This is a genomic window from Rhizobium sp. 05L419 (genome assembly GCF_056397845.1).
In genome coordinates, this window is record NZ_JBFTOF010000001.1 from 285,541 (window position 1) to 301,637 (window position 16,097).

16 protein-coding genes are annotated in these 16,097 nt (G+C 59.5%); 13 read left to right on the forward strand and 3 right to left on the reverse strand.

Annotated features, from left to right (window positions below; all coding sequences use genetic code 11):
- Positions 1 to 78 precede the first annotated feature (78 nt).
- From AC1DMK_RS01485 to AC1DMK_RS01500, 4 genes are all read left to right on the forward strand, one after another.
- The gene (locus tag AC1DMK_RS01485; RefSeq protein ID WP_477856745.1) at positions 79 to 1,524 is read left to right on the forward strand and encodes a cryptochrome/photolyase family protein; all 1,446 of its coding nucleotides are present in this window, start codon (positions 79 to 81) and stop codon (positions 1,522 to 1,524) included.
- Complete coding sequence (locus AC1DMK_RS01490) at positions 1,521 to 2,855, forward strand: NAD(P)/FAD-dependent oxidoreductase (RefSeq protein WP_477856747.1); 1,335 nt, start codon at positions 1,521 to 1,523, stop codon at positions 2,853 to 2,855. The genes AC1DMK_RS01485 and AC1DMK_RS01490 overlap by 4 nt, the downstream gene beginning before the upstream one ends.
- A complete protein-coding gene (locus AC1DMK_RS01495) occupies positions 2,852 to 3,700 on the forward strand; it encodes a DUF1365 domain-containing protein (RefSeq protein ID WP_477856749.1) in 849 nt (282 codons plus the stop codon). The genes AC1DMK_RS01490 and AC1DMK_RS01495 overlap by 4 nt, the downstream gene beginning before the upstream one ends.
- Positions 3,701 to 3,874: 174 nt before the next feature.
- On the forward strand, positions 3,875 to 5,134 hold the full coding sequence (locus AC1DMK_RS01500) for an SAM-dependent methyltransferase (protein ID WP_037065789.1): 1,260 nt from the start codon (positions 3,875 to 3,877) through the stop codon (positions 5,132 to 5,134).
- 96 nt (positions 5,135 to 5,230) lie between these two features.
- Here AC1DMK_RS01500 and AC1DMK_RS01505 read toward each other — a convergent pair whose 3' ends face one another.
- The gene (locus AC1DMK_RS01505; RefSeq protein ID WP_477856750.1) at positions 5,231 to 6,064 is read right to left on the reverse strand and encodes an SDR family NAD(P)-dependent oxidoreductase; all 834 of its coding nucleotides are present in this window, start codon (positions 6,062 to 6,064) and stop codon (positions 5,231 to 5,233) included.
- A 99-nt stretch (positions 6,065 to 6,163) separates the two neighbouring features.
- Complete coding sequence (locus AC1DMK_RS01510) at positions 6,164 to 6,805, reverse strand: ChrR family anti-sigma-E factor (protein WP_477856894.1); 642 nt, start codon at positions 6,803 to 6,805, stop codon at positions 6,164 to 6,166.
- A 232-nt stretch (positions 6,806 to 7,037) separates the two neighbouring features.
- On the opposite strand from AC1DMK_RS01510, the gene AC1DMK_RS01515 reads away from it, so the two are divergent.
- The 5 genes from AC1DMK_RS01515 (at position 7,038) to AC1DMK_RS01535 (ending at position 10,817) form a co-directional block, all read left to right on the forward strand.
- A complete protein-coding gene (locus tag AC1DMK_RS01515) occupies positions 7,038 to 8,078 on the forward strand; it encodes a cysteine synthase A (protein ID WP_037065793.1) in 1,041 nt (346 codons plus the stop codon).
- Positions 8,079 to 8,084: 6 nt separating this feature from the next.
- The gene (locus tag AC1DMK_RS01520) at positions 8,085 to 8,822 is read left to right on the forward strand and encodes an alanyl-tRNA editing protein (RefSeq protein ID WP_477856752.1); all 738 of its coding nucleotides are present in this window, start codon (positions 8,085 to 8,087) and stop codon (positions 8,820 to 8,822) included.
- Positions 8,823 to 8,840: 18 nt separating this feature from the next.
- Positions 8,841 to 9,710: a 3-mercaptopyruvate sulfurtransferase gene (gene sseA, locus AC1DMK_RS01525; RefSeq protein ID WP_477856754.1), complete on the forward strand. Its 870-nt coding sequence runs from the start codon at positions 8,841 to 8,843 to the stop codon at positions 9,708 to 9,710.
- Positions 9,711 to 9,715: 5 nt separating this feature from the next.
- On the forward strand, positions 9,716 to 10,276 hold the full coding sequence (locus AC1DMK_RS01530; RefSeq protein ID WP_037065798.1) for a GNAT family N-acetyltransferase: 561 nt from the start codon (positions 9,716 to 9,718) through the stop codon (positions 10,274 to 10,276).
- 70 nt (positions 10,277 to 10,346) lie between these two features.
- On the forward strand, positions 10,347 to 10,817 hold the full coding sequence (locus AC1DMK_RS01535) for a DUF1203 domain-containing protein (RefSeq protein WP_477856756.1): 471 nt from the start codon (positions 10,347 to 10,349) through the stop codon (positions 10,815 to 10,817).
- 61 nt (positions 10,818 to 10,878) lie between these two features.
- On the opposite strand, the gene ald is transcribed toward AC1DMK_RS01535, so the two are convergent.
- The gene (gene ald / locus AC1DMK_RS01540) at positions 10,879 to 11,997 is read right to left on the reverse strand and encodes an alanine dehydrogenase (RefSeq protein WP_037065801.1); all 1,119 of its coding nucleotides are present in this window, start codon (positions 11,995 to 11,997) and stop codon (positions 10,879 to 10,881) included.
- 154 nt (positions 11,998 to 12,151) lie between these two features.
- Here ald and AC1DMK_RS01545 point away from each other — a divergent pair, with 154 nt between their 5' ends.
- From AC1DMK_RS01545 to AC1DMK_RS01560, 4 genes are all read left to right on the forward strand, one after another.
- Positions 12,152 to 12,613 carry an Lrp/AsnC family transcriptional regulator gene (locus AC1DMK_RS01545; protein ID WP_037065803.1) on the forward strand — a complete coding sequence of 154 codons (462 nt, stop codon included), beginning with the start codon at positions 12,152 to 12,154 and terminating at the stop codon, positions 12,611 to 12,613.
- Positions 12,614 to 12,697: 84 nt separating this feature from the next.
- The gene (locus AC1DMK_RS01550; RefSeq protein ID WP_477856757.1) at positions 12,698 to 13,579 is read left to right on the forward strand and encodes a DMT family transporter; all 882 of its coding nucleotides are present in this window, start codon (positions 12,698 to 12,700) and stop codon (positions 13,577 to 13,579) included.
- A gap of 94 nt (positions 13,580 to 13,673) precedes the next feature.
- Positions 13,674 to 14,006 carry a PilZ domain-containing protein gene (locus AC1DMK_RS01555; protein WP_477856759.1) on the forward strand — a complete coding sequence of 111 codons (333 nt, stop codon included), beginning with the start codon at positions 13,674 to 13,676 and terminating at the stop codon, positions 14,004 to 14,006.
- An 89-nt stretch (positions 14,007 to 14,095) separates the two neighbouring features.
- Entirely contained in the window at positions 14,096 to 16,084 is a 1,989-nt protein-coding gene (locus AC1DMK_RS01560; RefSeq protein ID WP_477856760.1) for a bifunctional 2',3'-cyclic-nucleotide 2'-phosphodiesterase/3'-nucleotidase, read from the forward strand.
- The last annotated feature ends 13 nt before the right edge of the window (positions 16,085 to 16,097 follow it).

A 16,097-nucleotide genomic window follows, 5' to 3' on the forward strand; every position in this document is an offset into this window, starting at 1 on the left:
CCCGCCCGCGAAACTTTTGATCCATGGCAACCGTAGTTTCGTAGCAGAGGCAAAACAACATATTGGGGAATGATCTCATTGCCGGACCCTGCAGCAAAACCGGTCATCCTGTGGTTTCGAAAGGACCTGCGCGTTGACGACAATCATGCGCTGCATGCCGCTTGCAGCAGCGGCCGCCCGATCATACCGCTCTTCATACGCGAACCTGCCTCGGCAGGAACTGGCGCACTCGGGGGGGCGCAACGCTGGTGGCTGCACCATTCGCTCGAATCCCTGAACGATTCACTCATCGCGTTTGGCGGGTCGCTGCACTTTGCGAGCGGAGACGCGCTAGAGGTGCTGCTCGGTGTGATCAAGACCACCGGTGCCGAGATGGTCGTGTGGAACCGTCGCTACGATCCGCCGGGCATCGCCGTGGATGTGCGCATCAAGCGCGCACTGGAGACGCAGGGCGTCGATGTAAAGAGCCTTGGCGGACAGCTGTTGCACGAGCCGTCCCGGCTTCTGACCGGCGGCGGCACGCCCTACCGGGTCTACACGCCCTTCTGGCGCGCGCTGGAGAATTCCGGCGAGCCGCCCCGTCCTGTGGACGCGCCAGCGACGATGACTTTTGCGCCGGCCATGCGCTCTGCCGAGCACCTCGCCTCATGGAAATTTCTGCCGACCAAGCCCGATTGGGCAAAGTGCTTCAACGAAATCTGGTCCCCCGGCGAAAAGGCAGCACGCCAGCGATTGAAGGACTTCATCGATGACGCGCTCAAGGGCTACAAGAGCAATCGCGATTTTCCTGCGAAGCAGGCGACCTCGATGCTGTCTCCCTATCTGGCGCTGGGGCTGATATCCCCTGCCCGCATCTGGGAGGACACACGCGGCCTGCCCATTCCGTCCGAAGACGTCGTCCATTTCCGCAAGGAGCTCGCCTGGCGCGAGTTTTCGTACCACCTGCTCTACCATTTCCCGAAACTGCCTTACGCCAATTGGAACAGGCGGTTTGATGGGTTCGGCTGGAGCAACGACGCGACGCACTACCATGTCTGGACCCGCGGCATGACAGGCTATCCGATCGTGGATGCGGGCATGCGCCAGCTCTGGCGGCACGGCTTCATGCACAACAGGGTGCGGATGATTGTCGCGTCGTTCCTCGTCAAGGATCTGATGATCGACTGGCGGCGGGGTGAAAGCTGGTTCCGCGACACACTGATCGATGCCGACCCCGCGAGCAATGCCGCAAGCTGGCAGTGGGTCGCAGGCTCCGGCGCGGATGCGCCACCTTTCTTCCGTATCTTCAGCCCTGTCCTACAGGGGGAGAAGTTCGACCCGGACGGCTCTTATGTGCGCGAGTTCGTACCTGAGCTTGGCGCACTCGACAGCAAATTCGTACACAAACCCTTCCAAGCCCCGGCGGGCGTGCTCGAAAAGGCAGGCATAAGGCTGGGCGAAACCTACCCGAAACCGATCGTTGACCACGCAGCCGTCCGAGATCGGGCGTTGAAGGCGTACAACGCCTTAAAGGATGCAGCATGAACGCGCATTTTCACCGCCCGCAGCAACGTCTGAAAATTGCGATTGTCGGCTCCGGTATCTCAGGCGCATCAGCCGCTTGGGCGCTCAACCCGCAGCATGACATTACGCTCTATGAAAAGGAAACGCGCCCCGGTGGCCATACGGCAACCGTCGACGTGGACTATGACGGCGCCCATATTCCCGTCGACACCGGCTTCATCGTCTACAACGAGCCAAGCTATCCAAACCTGACAGCGCTGTTTGCCGAACTCGGAATTGTCACGCGCGCCAGCGACATGAGCTTTTCGCTATCGCTGGATCACGGCAAGCTGGAATGGAGCGGCGGTGGTCTTTCCTCGATCTTCGCACAGAAACGCAATCTTCTCAGCCCGTCCTTCCTGCTGATGATCCGGGAAATCCTGCGGTTCAACCGCACCTGCCTCAAGGACCGTGCCGCCGGTCACCTCGCCTCACGCTCTATCGGCGATTATCTGGATTGGCGCGGCTTTTCGCCTGGGTTCACGAACAACTATCTGGTACCCATGGCTGCCGCCATCTGGTCGACCCCCGCGGCGAAAATGCTGCAGTTTCCAGCCGAGCACTTCGTCAACTTCTTCGACAATCACAGGCTGATCTACTCCAGGCAGCATCAGTGGCGCACGGTCACTGGCGGAAGCCGCAACTATTTGAACAAGCTCTTGGCGCCACTCGGCCGGGTCAAGCTCGGCCTCGGCGTGCGTGGCATCCTGCGGAGCCAGACGGGCGTCACAGTCATCGATGAAAGTGGCGAGGAGAACAGCTTCGACAAGGTCGTCTTCGCGGCTCACAGCGATCAGACGCGTCGAATGCTGATCGACGCGACCGACCAGGAAAGGCGGATTCTCGCTGCGGTTCCCTATCAGCCCAACAGGGTCGTTCTTCACCGGGACCCGGCATTGATGCCGCAACGCAAGAAGGTCTGGGCGTCGTGGAATTATCTCAGATCAAGCCATCGAGACAGCGAGGGCGGGGTCGCGGTGACCTACTGGATGAACAGGCTTCAAGGCATAGACTCCAGCCACCCGCTCTTCGTTACGCTCAATCCGGATCGAGAGCCGGACGGAAAAAAGGTGTTTGCCGAGTTCACCTACGATCATCCGCAGTTTTCCGCCGAGAGCGTTGCTGCCCAGCAGTCGCTGGCCGATATCCAAGGGCGAAACAATTGCTACTTTGCCGGAGCATGGACGGGCTACGGCTTCCACGAGGATGGGTTGGTGTCAGGTTTGGCGGCAGCAACGGCACTGGGCGCCGTTCTACCCTGGGCAACACCACGGCGGCAAATGCCGGAGCGGCAACTGGACGCGGTCGCATGAAACCGCGAAACCAAAGACACGGCGTTAGCATGGATGGCAACGGCCCCCCGCCTGAGGCGGCGGCTGCGCTCTATGTCGGCGATGTGATGCATCAGCGCATGAAGCCCTTCGGCCATCGTTTTCGCTACCGGGTTTTCTCGCTGGCGATCGATCTCGATCGGCTGGACGAGGCCAGTGGCCTGTCGGCACTGTTTTCCGTCAACCGCCGGAATGTGGTGTCGTTCTACGAGCGCGATCACGCCGGCGAACAGGGCATGCGAGCGTACGTGGACGACCTTTTGGCGCAGGCAGGGCTGCGTGCCAGGCGCTTCCTGCTGGTCTGCTATCCGCGTATCCTCGGCTATGTGTTCAATCCGCTCGCCGTCTACTACGCCTACGGGGAGTGCGACGAGGTGATCGCTCTGATCTACGAGGTGCGAAACACCTTCGGCGAGCGCCATACCTATGTTTGCCCCGTCGTCCCAGAAGAGATGTCAGAGACGGGCTTGCGACAGACCCGCGAAAAGCTGTTCCACGTTTCGCCATTCATCGGCATGAACATGCGGTATCACTTCCGAATGCTGCCGCCGGGAAAGGACATTCGCTGGCGCATCCTCGAAACCGATGCGAGCGGTCCGTTGCTCGCCGCCACCTTCTCGGGACAGCAGGTGGCACTGACGACATCTGCCCTGGCGAAGCTCGCCGCCAGCGTGCCGTTCCTCACCTTCAAGATCGTCGGAGGCATTCATTGGGAGGCGTTGAAACTGTGGCTGAAAGGCGCAAGGTATACTCCGCGCCCACCTGTGCCAGATCCTGTCAGCATTGCCCGGCGCCACGACATAGCGCAAGCGGCAGAACGACGCTGACGTGCCGGACCAGTACATCGGACGCATCGCCTGTTTCAAGTTACGTGCAATGCCTTTTGAAATCGGTTTTGGTTTTCGATCTTATGCGGTAGCGTTTGAKCCAATCGCCGGGGGGCGGAGTGTTTCAGCGCATCGTCGTCCTTAACCGGCCATAAGTCGCCGGAGGAGAGAACTATGACAGGTGTAAAGCATTCTGAAGCATTGGCGCGGGAGGCGGTGCAGCTCTCGCACGACAATATCGGCAAGATTTCCAAAGGCTTGCCTTTGAGAGCGAGACTGGCCTTGCGCGGTTTGCTGCATATGCAGCATGGTTCGCTGCGGATCGTCTTTCCGGACGGCCGCGTTGTGGTCGCGAGCGGCGCCATGCCCGGACCGGATGCCGCCGTTCACCTGAAGAACTGGAACATCACGTACCGGGCGCTCGCAAGTGGCACGATCGGCGTCGCGGAGACCTACATGGACGGCGATTGGGACAGCCCGGACATTACTGCTTTCCTCGAACTTTTCCTGATCAACGACGAAGCCGTCCTGGAGTACGCCAACGGCAAGGGCGGTATCACGCGTATCATCGAGCGCCTGCGCCACTGGATGAACACGAACACGAAAACGAGGTCGAAGCGCAACATCTCGGCGCACTACGATCTCGGCAACGACTTCTACAAGCAATGGCTCGACCCGACGATGACTTATTCGTCGGCGCTCTACTCCACCGGTGCCAACGATCTGCAATCGGCCCAGAACGCCAAGTATCGCGCACTGGCCGAGGCAACCGGTATAAAGCCCGGCGATCACGTCCTCGAGATCGGCTGCGGCTGGGGTGGCTTTGCCGAATTTGCGGCCAGCGAACTGAATTGCCGGATAACAGGATTGACAATCAGCCGCGAACAGCTTGCATTCGCCGAGGAGCGCATCCGAAAAGCCGGGCTCAGCGACCGCGTCGAGTTCCGTTTTCAGGACTATCGCGATGAAACGGGCCTCTACGATCAGATCGTATCGATCGAAATGTTCGAAGCCGTCGGCGAGAAGTACTGGCCGGCCTATTTTTCCAAACTGCAACAATGTCTAAAGCCAGGCGGCAAGGCAGGTCTTCAAATCATCACCATCCGCCCGGAATCCTTTGAGCAGTATCGGAGCAATCCCGACTTCATCCAGAAGTACGTTTTCCCGGGCGGCATGCTGCCGACCCGCGACCACCTTGCCGAGCTCGGCCAGAAAGTGAATTTGTCACTGGTAAGGGACTTTGGTTTCGGGTTAGACTACGCCCGTACTCTTGCTGAATGGCGAGAGCGTTTCTGGTCCGTGTGGGAGCGTGTTCGCCCGATGGGCTTCGATGAGCGCTTCAAGCGGCTGTGGGAATTCTATTTATTCTATTGCGAAGCAGGCTTCCGCGCCCGAAACATAGACGTCCGTCAGGTCGTCTTTTCGCGGAGCTGACGAGTGCGGATGGCGGGACCATGCGACAGTCGACCTCCTGTCCCGGCCGCCATCCGCCTCGTCCATACCCTGCCTGCGCCTCTCCTGGCGAAGTAGCTACTCGGCAGGATGCGCGGTCACCGGTCGGCGACGTTGAGAGAGCGGACGCTCATGCCAGCCCGTCGCGCGGTTAAGGAACCAGAAGTAGAGGCTGTAGGGCATCAAGTTCAAGAGCTTCATCACGTAGGTGAAGCGCTTGGGGAAGGTGATTTCGAAGGCCTGCGACTTCAGCCCGGCGGAAATCTGAGCCGCGGCTTCTTCCACCGACACGAGCGATGGCATCGGAAAGTCGTTCTGCTTGGTGGCCGGGGTATCCACGAACCCAGGATTGATCACCTGAATTCGGATGCCCATCTTGTCGAGATCGAACTTCAGGCTTTCCGCCATGTTGATCAGGGCAGCCTTGGTTGCGCCATAGGCTGCGCTCGTGGGGAGCCCGCCATATCCCGTAGCGGAGGAGACGATGGCGATTTGCCCCTGCCCCTTCGCCTTCATGTGCCTGACCGCCGGCACGAGGCAGTTGACCACACCCTGCAGGTTCACTGCAAAGCTCTGCTCGAAGTCACCGAGCTTCAGATCCTCGGCATGAACGGGAAGATAAACACCGGCATTGAAGATCGCCAGCGCCAGTGCGCCGTGCTCGTATTCGATGGATGCAAGCACGTGTTCCATGTCCTCGGCGTCCGTCACGTCGCCGTCGAGCACAATGATGCCACCGGGGAGACCACTCGCCTCGGCTTGCAATTCTGCAAGCTTCTCATGGTCGCGGGCGGTCACCGCAACCTTGTATCCCTCACCTGCAAGTTTCAGCGCCAGCGCCCGGCCGATGCCTGAACTTGCACCTGATATCCACACGATTCCGTGTTCGGGACGGGCGACAAAATCTTGCATGGCGCAATTCCTCCGGTTGCACAGTGAACGACAAAACGGGCCCGGAAGTTCCTCGCCATCTCCCGGGTTCATGCCGATATCACACTATTGTGGCTGCTTTCAGCCGATCAGGTCGCCAATCAATTGGCGGAACGATCCGGTCAGCTTTATCGGTGCGTCCAGAACGGAAAACGCAATGCAGGGACGATCTTTCTCGGCAACCGGCCGGTGATCGACCGTTTCGTCCGCGACCGAGATGTCGCCGGGGCCGAAGCGACCCCTGCTGTCATTGAAGGCGCCATCGAGGACAAGGGTCAACTCCGTGCCCTTGTGGGTGTGGGCCGGCAGAGCGCGGCCCGGCTTGATCCACATGAGGCTCACTTCACAGCCATCAATGTCGGTCGAATACTCCTTGAAGCCGGGCATCTTGGTCTTCCAGGGAACCGTGTCGACATCGAACCCGACGAGGTTGCGAAGCGATTGTGGAAAGAAACTCTGCGGTTGAACGGCCGCCGGATGCCTCTCGACGGGCGGTACAGACGAAAAAATGGCAGAAAGCCGCGCGTCCCGGTCGCCGATTGCGGCAGCAGGCGTCTGCTCCAGCGCCTCACCGGCGAGGAGCTCCAGGTCCTTGACGAGCGCGCGATGGTCCGGTTTCATCTCCAGATGCGATTGCACAAGCACGTGCGCCGGCTCCGGAAGAGTGCCGGCGACATAGTGCGCCATCAATGCATCGACCGTGTCGATATGCTGGTGAACCATGACGGTTTTGGTCGTTTCCGCTTTCAGTGATTGCTTTGTCATCGTCCATACGGTGAAAGTCAATCTTCGGATCATCGCATGACGGGCAGATCTCGCCCTTCACGCACAATCGAAAGCATGAAGTGCAATTTTATCGCGGCACGTAGAGGCGTGGAATAGCATTTCTTGCCAACCCAGCCTTGTGAAGGGAAAAGACCGTTCCTAAACTAAGAGTTCCAAAGAGGCAGATTCCATGACCTTCCATCCCTCCGTCCTCGAAGCAATCGGCAACACTCCCCTGATCAAGCTCAAGGGCGCGTCGAATGCGACCGATTGCACCATTCTCGGCAAGGCGGAGTTCCTGAACCCGGGCCAGTCGGTCAAGGATCGCGCGGCGCTCTACATCATCCGCGATGCGGAGAAGAAGGGCTTGCTTCGGCCAGGCGGCGTGATCGTCGAAGGCACGGCCGGCAACACCGGAATCGGGCTGACGCTGGTCGCAAAGGCCCTCGGCTATCGCACGGTCATCGTCATTCCCGAAACCCAGAGCCAGGAAAAGAAAGACGCATTGAAGCTACTCGGCGCCGAGCTCGTGGAAGTGCCGGCCGTTCCCTACAAGAACCCTAACAACTACGTGAAGGTTTCCGGCCGCCTTGCTGAACAGCTTGCGAAGTCGGAGCCGAACGGCGCCATCTGGGCCAACCAGTTCGACAACGTCGCCAACCGCCAGGCGCACATCGAAACGACAGCGAAAGAAATCTGGGACGATACGAACGGCGAGGTCGATGGCTTTGTCTGCTCTGTTGGATCGGGTGGAACGCTTGCCGGTGTCGCTACCGGTCTCAAGTCCTTTAACAAGAATATCAAGATCGGTATCGCCGATCCGGATGGTGCGGCGCTATACCAGTTCTACAAGACCGGCGAGCTTAAATCCGCCGGCTCTTCGATCACCGAAGGTATCGGACAGGGCCGGATCACGGCCAACCTCGAAGGCTTCACGCCTGAGTTCGCCTATAACATTTCAGATGCAGAAGCCCTGCCCTACGTCTTCGATCTTGTTGAAAACGAGGGGCTCTGCCTCGGCGGATCCAGCGCGATCAACATTGCCGGCGCCGTTCGCCTTGCCAGGGACCTCGGCCCCGGCCACACGGTTGTGACGATCCTCTGCGACTACGGCAATCGCTACCAGTCCAAGCTTTTCAATCCCGATTTCCTGACATCGAAAGGCCTGCCCGTTCCGGAATGGCTGACGTCGTCGACGGACATAAAAATACCCTACGAACCAGCAGCGTGAGACCCAATGCCCGTCAATGCCCTTTATCGTGACGACTTCTATCTTTCGACATGCGAGGCGGCCGTCACTGCCGTTCACGAAGACGGGGGCATCGAGCTGGATCAAACCTGCTTCTATGCCACATCAGGCGGGCAGCCGGGCGATACCGGCTTTCTGGAACGCGCCAACGGCAGCAAAATCGCGCTTGGGCAAACCAGGCACGGCGCGAGCAAGGATATCATCATCCACGTACCGCTCGAAGGCGAGACGCAGCCTGTCGTCGGCGAGGCGCTGGTGCTGCACGTCGACTGGATCCGCCGCTACAAGCTGATGCGCATGCATACCGCCTGCCATCTGCTTTCCGTCGTCTGCTCCTACCCGATCACGGGTGCGGCAGTCGGCGAAGAGGAGAGCCGCGTCGACTTCGACATGGCCGATACGATCGACAAGGACGGGGTCACGGCAACGTTGATGGAACTTGTCAACCAGAACCATCCTGTTTACCTGCAATGGATCACTGACGAGGAACTCGCGGCCAACCCCGGCATCGTGAAGTCCAAGAACGTGCGTCCGCCGATCGGGCTTGGACGCGTCAGCCTCGTCTGCATCGGCGAGAACTCTGCGATTGACAGCCAGCCCTGCGGCGGCACACATGTCTCCGAAACGCAGGAAGTCGGCCAGATCTATATTGCCAAGATCGAGAAGAAGGGCAAGGAAAACCGGCGCTTCCGCATCCGCTTTGGCGCCCCCGGCGACGAAGCCTGAGAATCGAGGGAGAGTGGAATGAGCGAAGAGAAAAGCCGTTTTGTGGTGTCTGCCGACTGGCTGCAGGCAGAGCTGGGAAAGCCTGATCTGCGCGTGCTGGACGCCTCTTTCTATCTCCCAGCCCAGAAACGCGACGCCGATGCCGAATATGCAGCGGGCCACATCCCTGGCGCCATCCGTTTCGATCAGGACAAGATCGCCGATCACGCGGTGCCGTTGCCGCACACGATCCCATCGCCCGATTATTTCGCCGCGGAAGTCGGCAAGCTCGGCGTTGGCGACAACGACCGTATCGTCGTCTATGACGGCATCGGCATGTTTGCATCGCCGAGGGTCTGGTGGCTGTTTCGCGTCATGGGCGCCAAGAATGTCTTCGTGCTCGACGGCGGCCTTGACGGCTGGAAGGCCGAGGGCCGGCCGCTAGAAACAATCCGGCCGCATCACGAACCAAAGACTTTCAAGGCGGCCTATGACTACGGCCGCGTCGTCAATCTTGAAGCGATGAAGAGGATCGTGTCGGGCGGCGCTCTGCAGATCGCCGATGCCCGCAGCGCCGGGCGTTTCGCCGCAACGGAACCAGAGCCCCGCGCCGGCATGCGGTCGGGTCATATGCCCGGTGCGCGCAATCTGCCGTCCGGCGTGTTCGCCAAGCAAGGCCGCTTCAAGTCCCTGCCCGAACTGAAGCAGACGATCGAAGACGCCGGCATCGACCTGACGAAGCCGGTTGTCACGTCGTGCGGCTCCGGCATAACCGCCGCTATCATTACGCTTGCGCTCGAATCGCTCGGTCATACCGACAACAAGCTCTATGACGGATCCTGGAGCGAGTGGGGAAGCCGGGCCGACACTCCCGTCGTCACCGGTCCGCCGGAACCGGTCAAAGCCTGACCGCTATGGTAAAAACACCCGCTACGCTCAAGGCTCATCTCACGCGTCTCGAAATGACGGCACCGCCGAAGGCAAGCCTGCCTGTGCCTGTCAACATCCAGACTGCCATCATGCGCGCGCCCGGCATCCCGCTGCCGTTCTACCGCTATCTCTACCGCCAAGTCGGTGCGCGCTGGCAATGGGTCGATCGCATGCGGATGAGCGATGAGGAACTTGCCGCCACCTTGCATGACAAGCGCAATGCCATCAGCGTGCTCTATGTCAACGGCGCCCCGGCGGGGTTCTACGAGTATTTCGCGGAAGACGAGGAAACGATCGAACTCAGCCATTTCGGTCTGATGGAGAGCGGGCTCGGGCTCGGCATTGGAAAGTGGTTCCTGCTGCAGGCGCTTTACGCAATCTGGACGCAGAATCCGACGCGGGTCACCACGACAACGAATACCCTAGACCACCCGCGTGCTCTGCAGCTCTACCAGATGTTCGGCTTCTCGCCCGTCGCCACCGGCACGGCCATCGTTCGACCACTCAGCGACAAGGAACTGCTCGAGGCTGCGAAAAAAAGCTAGGCGGCAAGGATCGGGTGGCTTCCGGCTTCATCAAGCGGCATTCAGTGGCAAAGCTCAAAGGAGATTTGCCATGACCGCTATTCGCTTTTCAGCCATGCCCACGACCGATGCCGAGCATCTATGGAACGGTGGTCTGGACGCCTACGACAACCTGCCGGAAACGATGATTTCCGATGGACCGGGATACCCGTGCCGTCATTGCCTGGGGAATATCGACGTCGGCGACGACGTTCTGGTCTTTGCGTATCGGCCTTTCCCTGAGCTACAGCCCTATGCGGAGACGGGCCCTGTCTTCATGCACAAGCGGCGATGCGAGCGGTATGTGGCCGAAGAAATCATGCCGCCGGTTCTGAAAGCAAGCCGGGATTTCATTGTCCGAGGTTATGCGGAAAATAACAGGATCGTCTACGGCACCGGCGCGGTCACGCCGATCGGGGATATTCCCACCTATGCGGCAACGCTGCTCGATCGGCCGGAGATCGCATACGTGCACGTCCGCTCGGCCCGTAACAACTGCTACCAATGCCGGATAGACAGATGAGAACCAAGAAAGCCGGCCGCGGAGAAAGCAGCCGGCTTCGACTGACGTAACGTGATGTGGCTTATGCTACGTTCAGTACGCTTTCCGGCGCATACGGCTCATACCCAAGAGCCTCGGCGACCGGCTTGTTGGTCACGCGGCCCTTGTGGATGTTCAGGCCGTTTCGCAGATGCTTGTCCTCGGCGACTGCGCGCAGGCCTCGATCGGCAAGAGCAAGGCCATACACGAGCGTTGCGTTGTTGAGCGCATGCGCGGAGGTGACCGGAACCGCGCCCGGCATGTTGGCCACACAATAGTGAACAACGCCGTCGACCACATAGGTCGGATCGGAGTGTGTGGTTGCGTGCGAGGTCTCGAAGCAGCCACCCTGATCGATGGCGACGTCGACAATGACCGAGCCTTTCTTCATACCCGAAAGCATCTCGCGGCTGACCAGCTTGGGGGCGGCGGCACCGGGTATCAAAACCGCACCAATAACCAGATCGGCCGAGAACACCTCGTCTTCCAGGGCCTGGATGCTGGAGTAGCACGTGTGGATGCGGCCACCGAAGATGTCGTCCAACTGGCGCAGACGCGGCAAGGACTTGTCGAGAATGCTGACATCCGCACCAAGGCCGGACGCTATCTTCGCAGCATGCAGTCCGACGACGCCGCCGCCGATGATTGTGACCTTCGCCGGCAGGACCCCCGGCACACCGCCGAGGAGGATGCCGAGGCCGCCGTTGGCCTTCTGCAGTGCCGTTGCGCCAGCCTGAATAGAAAGGCGACCGGCGACCTCCGACATCGGCGCAAGCAACGGCAGGCCGCCGCGCTCGTCGGTCACCGTTTCATAGGCGATCGCCGTCACGCCGGATGCCAGCAGGCCTTTCGTCTGCTCCGGATCGGGCGCCAGGTGAAGATAGGTGTAGAGAATCTGCCCTTCGCGAAGCTGCGCCCATTCGGCGGGCTGCGGCTCCTTGACCTTCACGATCATGTCGCACTTTTCGAAGATATCCTTGGCCGAGGCTACGATCTTCGCGCCAGCGCCGATATAGGCGGCATCGTCGGCGCCGATTCCGGCGCCCGCCTTTGTTTCGATCCAGACCTCGTGGCCGTGTGCGACATATTCACGAACCGACGCCGGTGTCAGACCGACACGATATTCATGGTTCTTGATTTCCTTCGGGCAACCGACACGCATTGGCGTTCCTCTCATTTTAGGTCMGTCAAGCGGACTGTCTTGCGAGGGAAATCCAATCACCACGGCTGCGAAATGTCCTTGCAAAGAGCAATTGCACTGAAGGTGTTTTTCGAAGATTATTGCAGAAATCAGCAAAAACTCGAAGGTTCTTCGAATGTCACAACTCGACTCTATCGATCTTGCGATTCTGAAGGCTCTTCAGTCCACCGCGCGCATCACCAATGCCGACCTCGCAGCCAAGGTTGGCCTCTCTGCATCGGCCTGCTCCCGGCGGCTCGATATCCTGGAACGAAGCGACATCATCCGCGGCTACCATGCACATGTTTCGCATAAGGCCCTCGACTACAAGATGATCGCGATCGTGCATATCTCGCTATCGGGCCAGTTCGCCAAGACGCTGTCCGAATTCGAGACGGCCGTGAAGCGCTGTCCGAATGTGCTGGTCTGCTACCTGATGTCGGGCGAGTATGACTACATCCTGCGCGTCGCCGCGCGCGATCTGGAAGACTACGAGCGCATCCACCGCGACTGGCTCTCAGCGCTTCCGCATGTCGTGAAGATCAATTCGAGCTTCGCTCTGCGCGAGGTCATAGACAGGCCGAATGTCGGACTCTGACAATGCGTCGGGATTGCACCGCAACGTGGAGCAGGGCTCAGGTTTTCCATGGCGTGTGGAGAACCGCCGCGATAAGACGGCGCAATGACATCGAAGACGCAAGGCTATATTTTCGTCCTTCTGGCGATCACCATCTTCTCCGTACAGGACGCCATCTCGAAGCATCTCGGGAGCGCCTACCCTCCGGTTTTCGTCACCATGATCCGTTATTGGGCCTTTGCGCTCTTTACGATCCTGCTGGCTTCGAAAATGCGAGGCGGATTATCGGCAACGGCGCGCACCAAACGGCCCGTGCTGCAGGTTGTTCGCGGCCTGCTGCTTGCGGCTCAGGTCGTGGCGGTCATCAGTTGCTTCGCCGTCATCGGCCTCGCCCACTCGCAGGCGATCTTCTCCGGCACGCCGATTCTGATTGCGCTGCTTTCTATGCCGATTCTCGGTGAGCGGGTGGGCTGGCGCCGCTGGACCGCAATCTGCACGGGCCTCATCGGGGTTTTGTTGATCCTCAAGCCGGAAGGTGGCTTCTTCGATCTCAAGCTGCTGCTTGCGATCCTGTCCTGCTTCCTCTTCGCCTTCTACGTCATCGTCACACGGCTCGTGAGCCGGGACGATTCGTCGATGACGAGCTTTTTCTATACCGGCGTAGTCGGCGGCATCGCCATGACGCTCGTGGGCCCCTTCTATTGGACCTGGATGACCGCATCGGACTGGGGATGGATGGCGCTGGTGTGCATGACCAGCATCTCCAGTCACTACTTCCTCATCCGCGCCTACGACATGCTTGATGCAGCAGCCGTGCAGCCGCTCACTTATCTCCAGTTGGTCTATGCCTCAATCATCGGCACGACGATTTACGGCGAGACGCTGAGCCGCAATACGATCATCGGTTCGCTGATCGTCGTCGGATCCGGCATCTTCACGATATGGCGCGAGCATGTCGTGGGGCGACGAAATGCAGCCCCAGTTTAACCTCCGCTTTTCTCAATATTAAGGACAATCGTGAAAGGATTCTCAATCTTTCTTGCCAATACTTCGCATCAGCAATCCTGTTGGGAGTAGTATGATGCACAATCTAAATATCATCGCTCGCAAGGCCGATCGTAAACCTTGCCGTATATTCGGCAAAGTCCGCTACCTGAACAAGGAGGTGGATGCCCGCATTCTCGATATGTCGGTCACCGGCATGGCAGTGGAAATCAGGGCCCCGCTGCATGCAGCATCGGGCAGCCGCGTGCAGATCCTCACCGAGGACGTTGGTACTCTTCATGGCATCATCCGCTGGTGCCACAACGGACGTCTCGGAATTCAGTTCGACCCGAACTCCAATGCCCGGGCTCAGGTCGCCTCCTATTTCCGCTTCTTCCACAAGGAAGTACGGCCAACGCTGTCGCGTTAAGTACCTGTCATTTTGAGGGTTTACTCCTTCGCAGATCATCCTACTCTCGCCTTCGGGCCGGGCGACGCATGATTTTCGAAGGAGTTTTTATGTCTTCCATGCTTGATCTACCGCCGGTGAGCCGGCGCTCGCTGCTCACCGGAATTGCCGCTACATCCGCTCTGGTGCTGCTTCATCCCTTCACCGCGCGCGCCGCCGCCAACCAGGCGCATCTGCGGCTGATGGAAACGACTGATATTCACGTCAACGTCTTTCCCTACGATTACTATGCAGACAAGCCGAACGACACGATGGGTCTGGCGCGCACAGCGACGATCATCGACAGCATTCGGGCGGAGGCGGCCAATTCGCTTTTGATCGATAACGGTGACATGCTGCAGGGCAATCCGATGGGCGACTACATGGCCTATCAACACGGCATGAAGGATGGGGACGTCCACCCTGTCATCAAGGCGATGAACACGCTTGGCTACACCGTCGGCACGCTAGGGAACCACGAGTTCAACTACGGCCTCGACTTCATGTTCAAGGTGCTGGCAGGCGCCAACTTCCCATTCGTCTGCGCCAATCTGACCAAGGGCAAGCTTGCCTCAGACCCCAAGCAGGACGAGCTTTTCTTCAAGCCCTACATCATCGTCGAGAAGCTGATCAAAGACGGCGCCGGCAACGAGAGTCCGGTGAAGATCGGTTTCGTCGGTTTCGTACCGCCCCAGATCATGCTCTGGGACATCAAAAATCTCGAGGGCAAGGCGCAGACCCGCGACATCGTCGAAGCCGCCAGGTCATGGGTGCCCGCAATGAAGGAAGAAGGAGCGGATATCGTCATCGCCCTTTCCCACTCCGGCATCGACGGCTCGCCACCGACTGAAAAGATGGAAAACGCATCGCTGCATCTGGCTGCGGTCGATGGCATCGACGCGATCTTTACCGGACACCAGCATCTCGTCTTCCCCGGACCGAAAACGTGGGACGGCATCCAGAACGCTGATCCCGTCAAGGGCACACTGCACGGCAAGCCCGCGGTCATGGCAGGATTCTGGGGCTCGCATCTTGGCCTGATCGACCTGCTGCTGGAGAAGGACGGCAAGAGCTGGAAAATCGTCGAGTTCACGTCGACAGCACGGCCGATCTACCACCGTGACGACAAGAAGAAGGTCGTCGCCGACGTGGTGAACAAGAAGGAAGTCATCGACGCGGCCAAGGCCGAGCACGAGGCGACACTTGCCTATGTCCGCACGCCGGTCGGCAAGACATCGGCACCACTTTATTCCTATTTCGCTCTCGTTGCAGACGACCCCTCAGTTCAGATCGTCTCGCAGGCGCAGACCTGGTACATCAAGCAGATGCTCGCGGACACCGAATTCAGGGATCTGCCGGTGCTTTCGGCTGCAGCGCCGTTCAAGGCCGGGGGACGCGGCGGCGCGGACTACTACACCGACGTCCCGGCCGGCGATATCGCCATCAAGAACGTCGCCGACCTCTACCTCTATCCGAACACCGTTCAGGCCGTCGTCATTACGGGCGAGCAGGTCAGGAACTGGCTGGAAATGTCGGCCGGCATGTTCAACGAAGTGAAGCCGGGCGCCAAGGACGTCGATCTGCTGAACGACGAGTTCCCGTCCTACAACTACGACGTGATCGACGGCGTCACCTATCAGATCGACCTGTCCCAGCCGCGAAAATACGACAACGACGGCAAGGCGATCAATGCCGGTTCCAACCGTATTCAGAACCTGCAGTTCGACGGCAAACCAATCGATCCGAAACAGAAGTTCGTGGTCGTCACCAATAATTACCGTGCCGGCGGTGGCGGAAAATTCCCGGAAATCGCCGCGGACAAGGTGGTATTCCAGGCACCGGACACGAACCGCGATGTGATCGTGCGTTATGTCCACGAGCAGGGTACGATCAACCCTTCGGCCGACGGCAACTGGACGTTCAAGCCGTTGCCCGGAACGACGGCGACCTTCCAGAGCGGCCCCCGGGCCAAGCAGTTCATGACGGACGTCAAAGGCGCCAAGATAGAGGATGCCGGCGAAGGAAGCGACGGCTTTGCAAAGTTCAGGCTGGTTTTCTGAGCCAATGAATTAG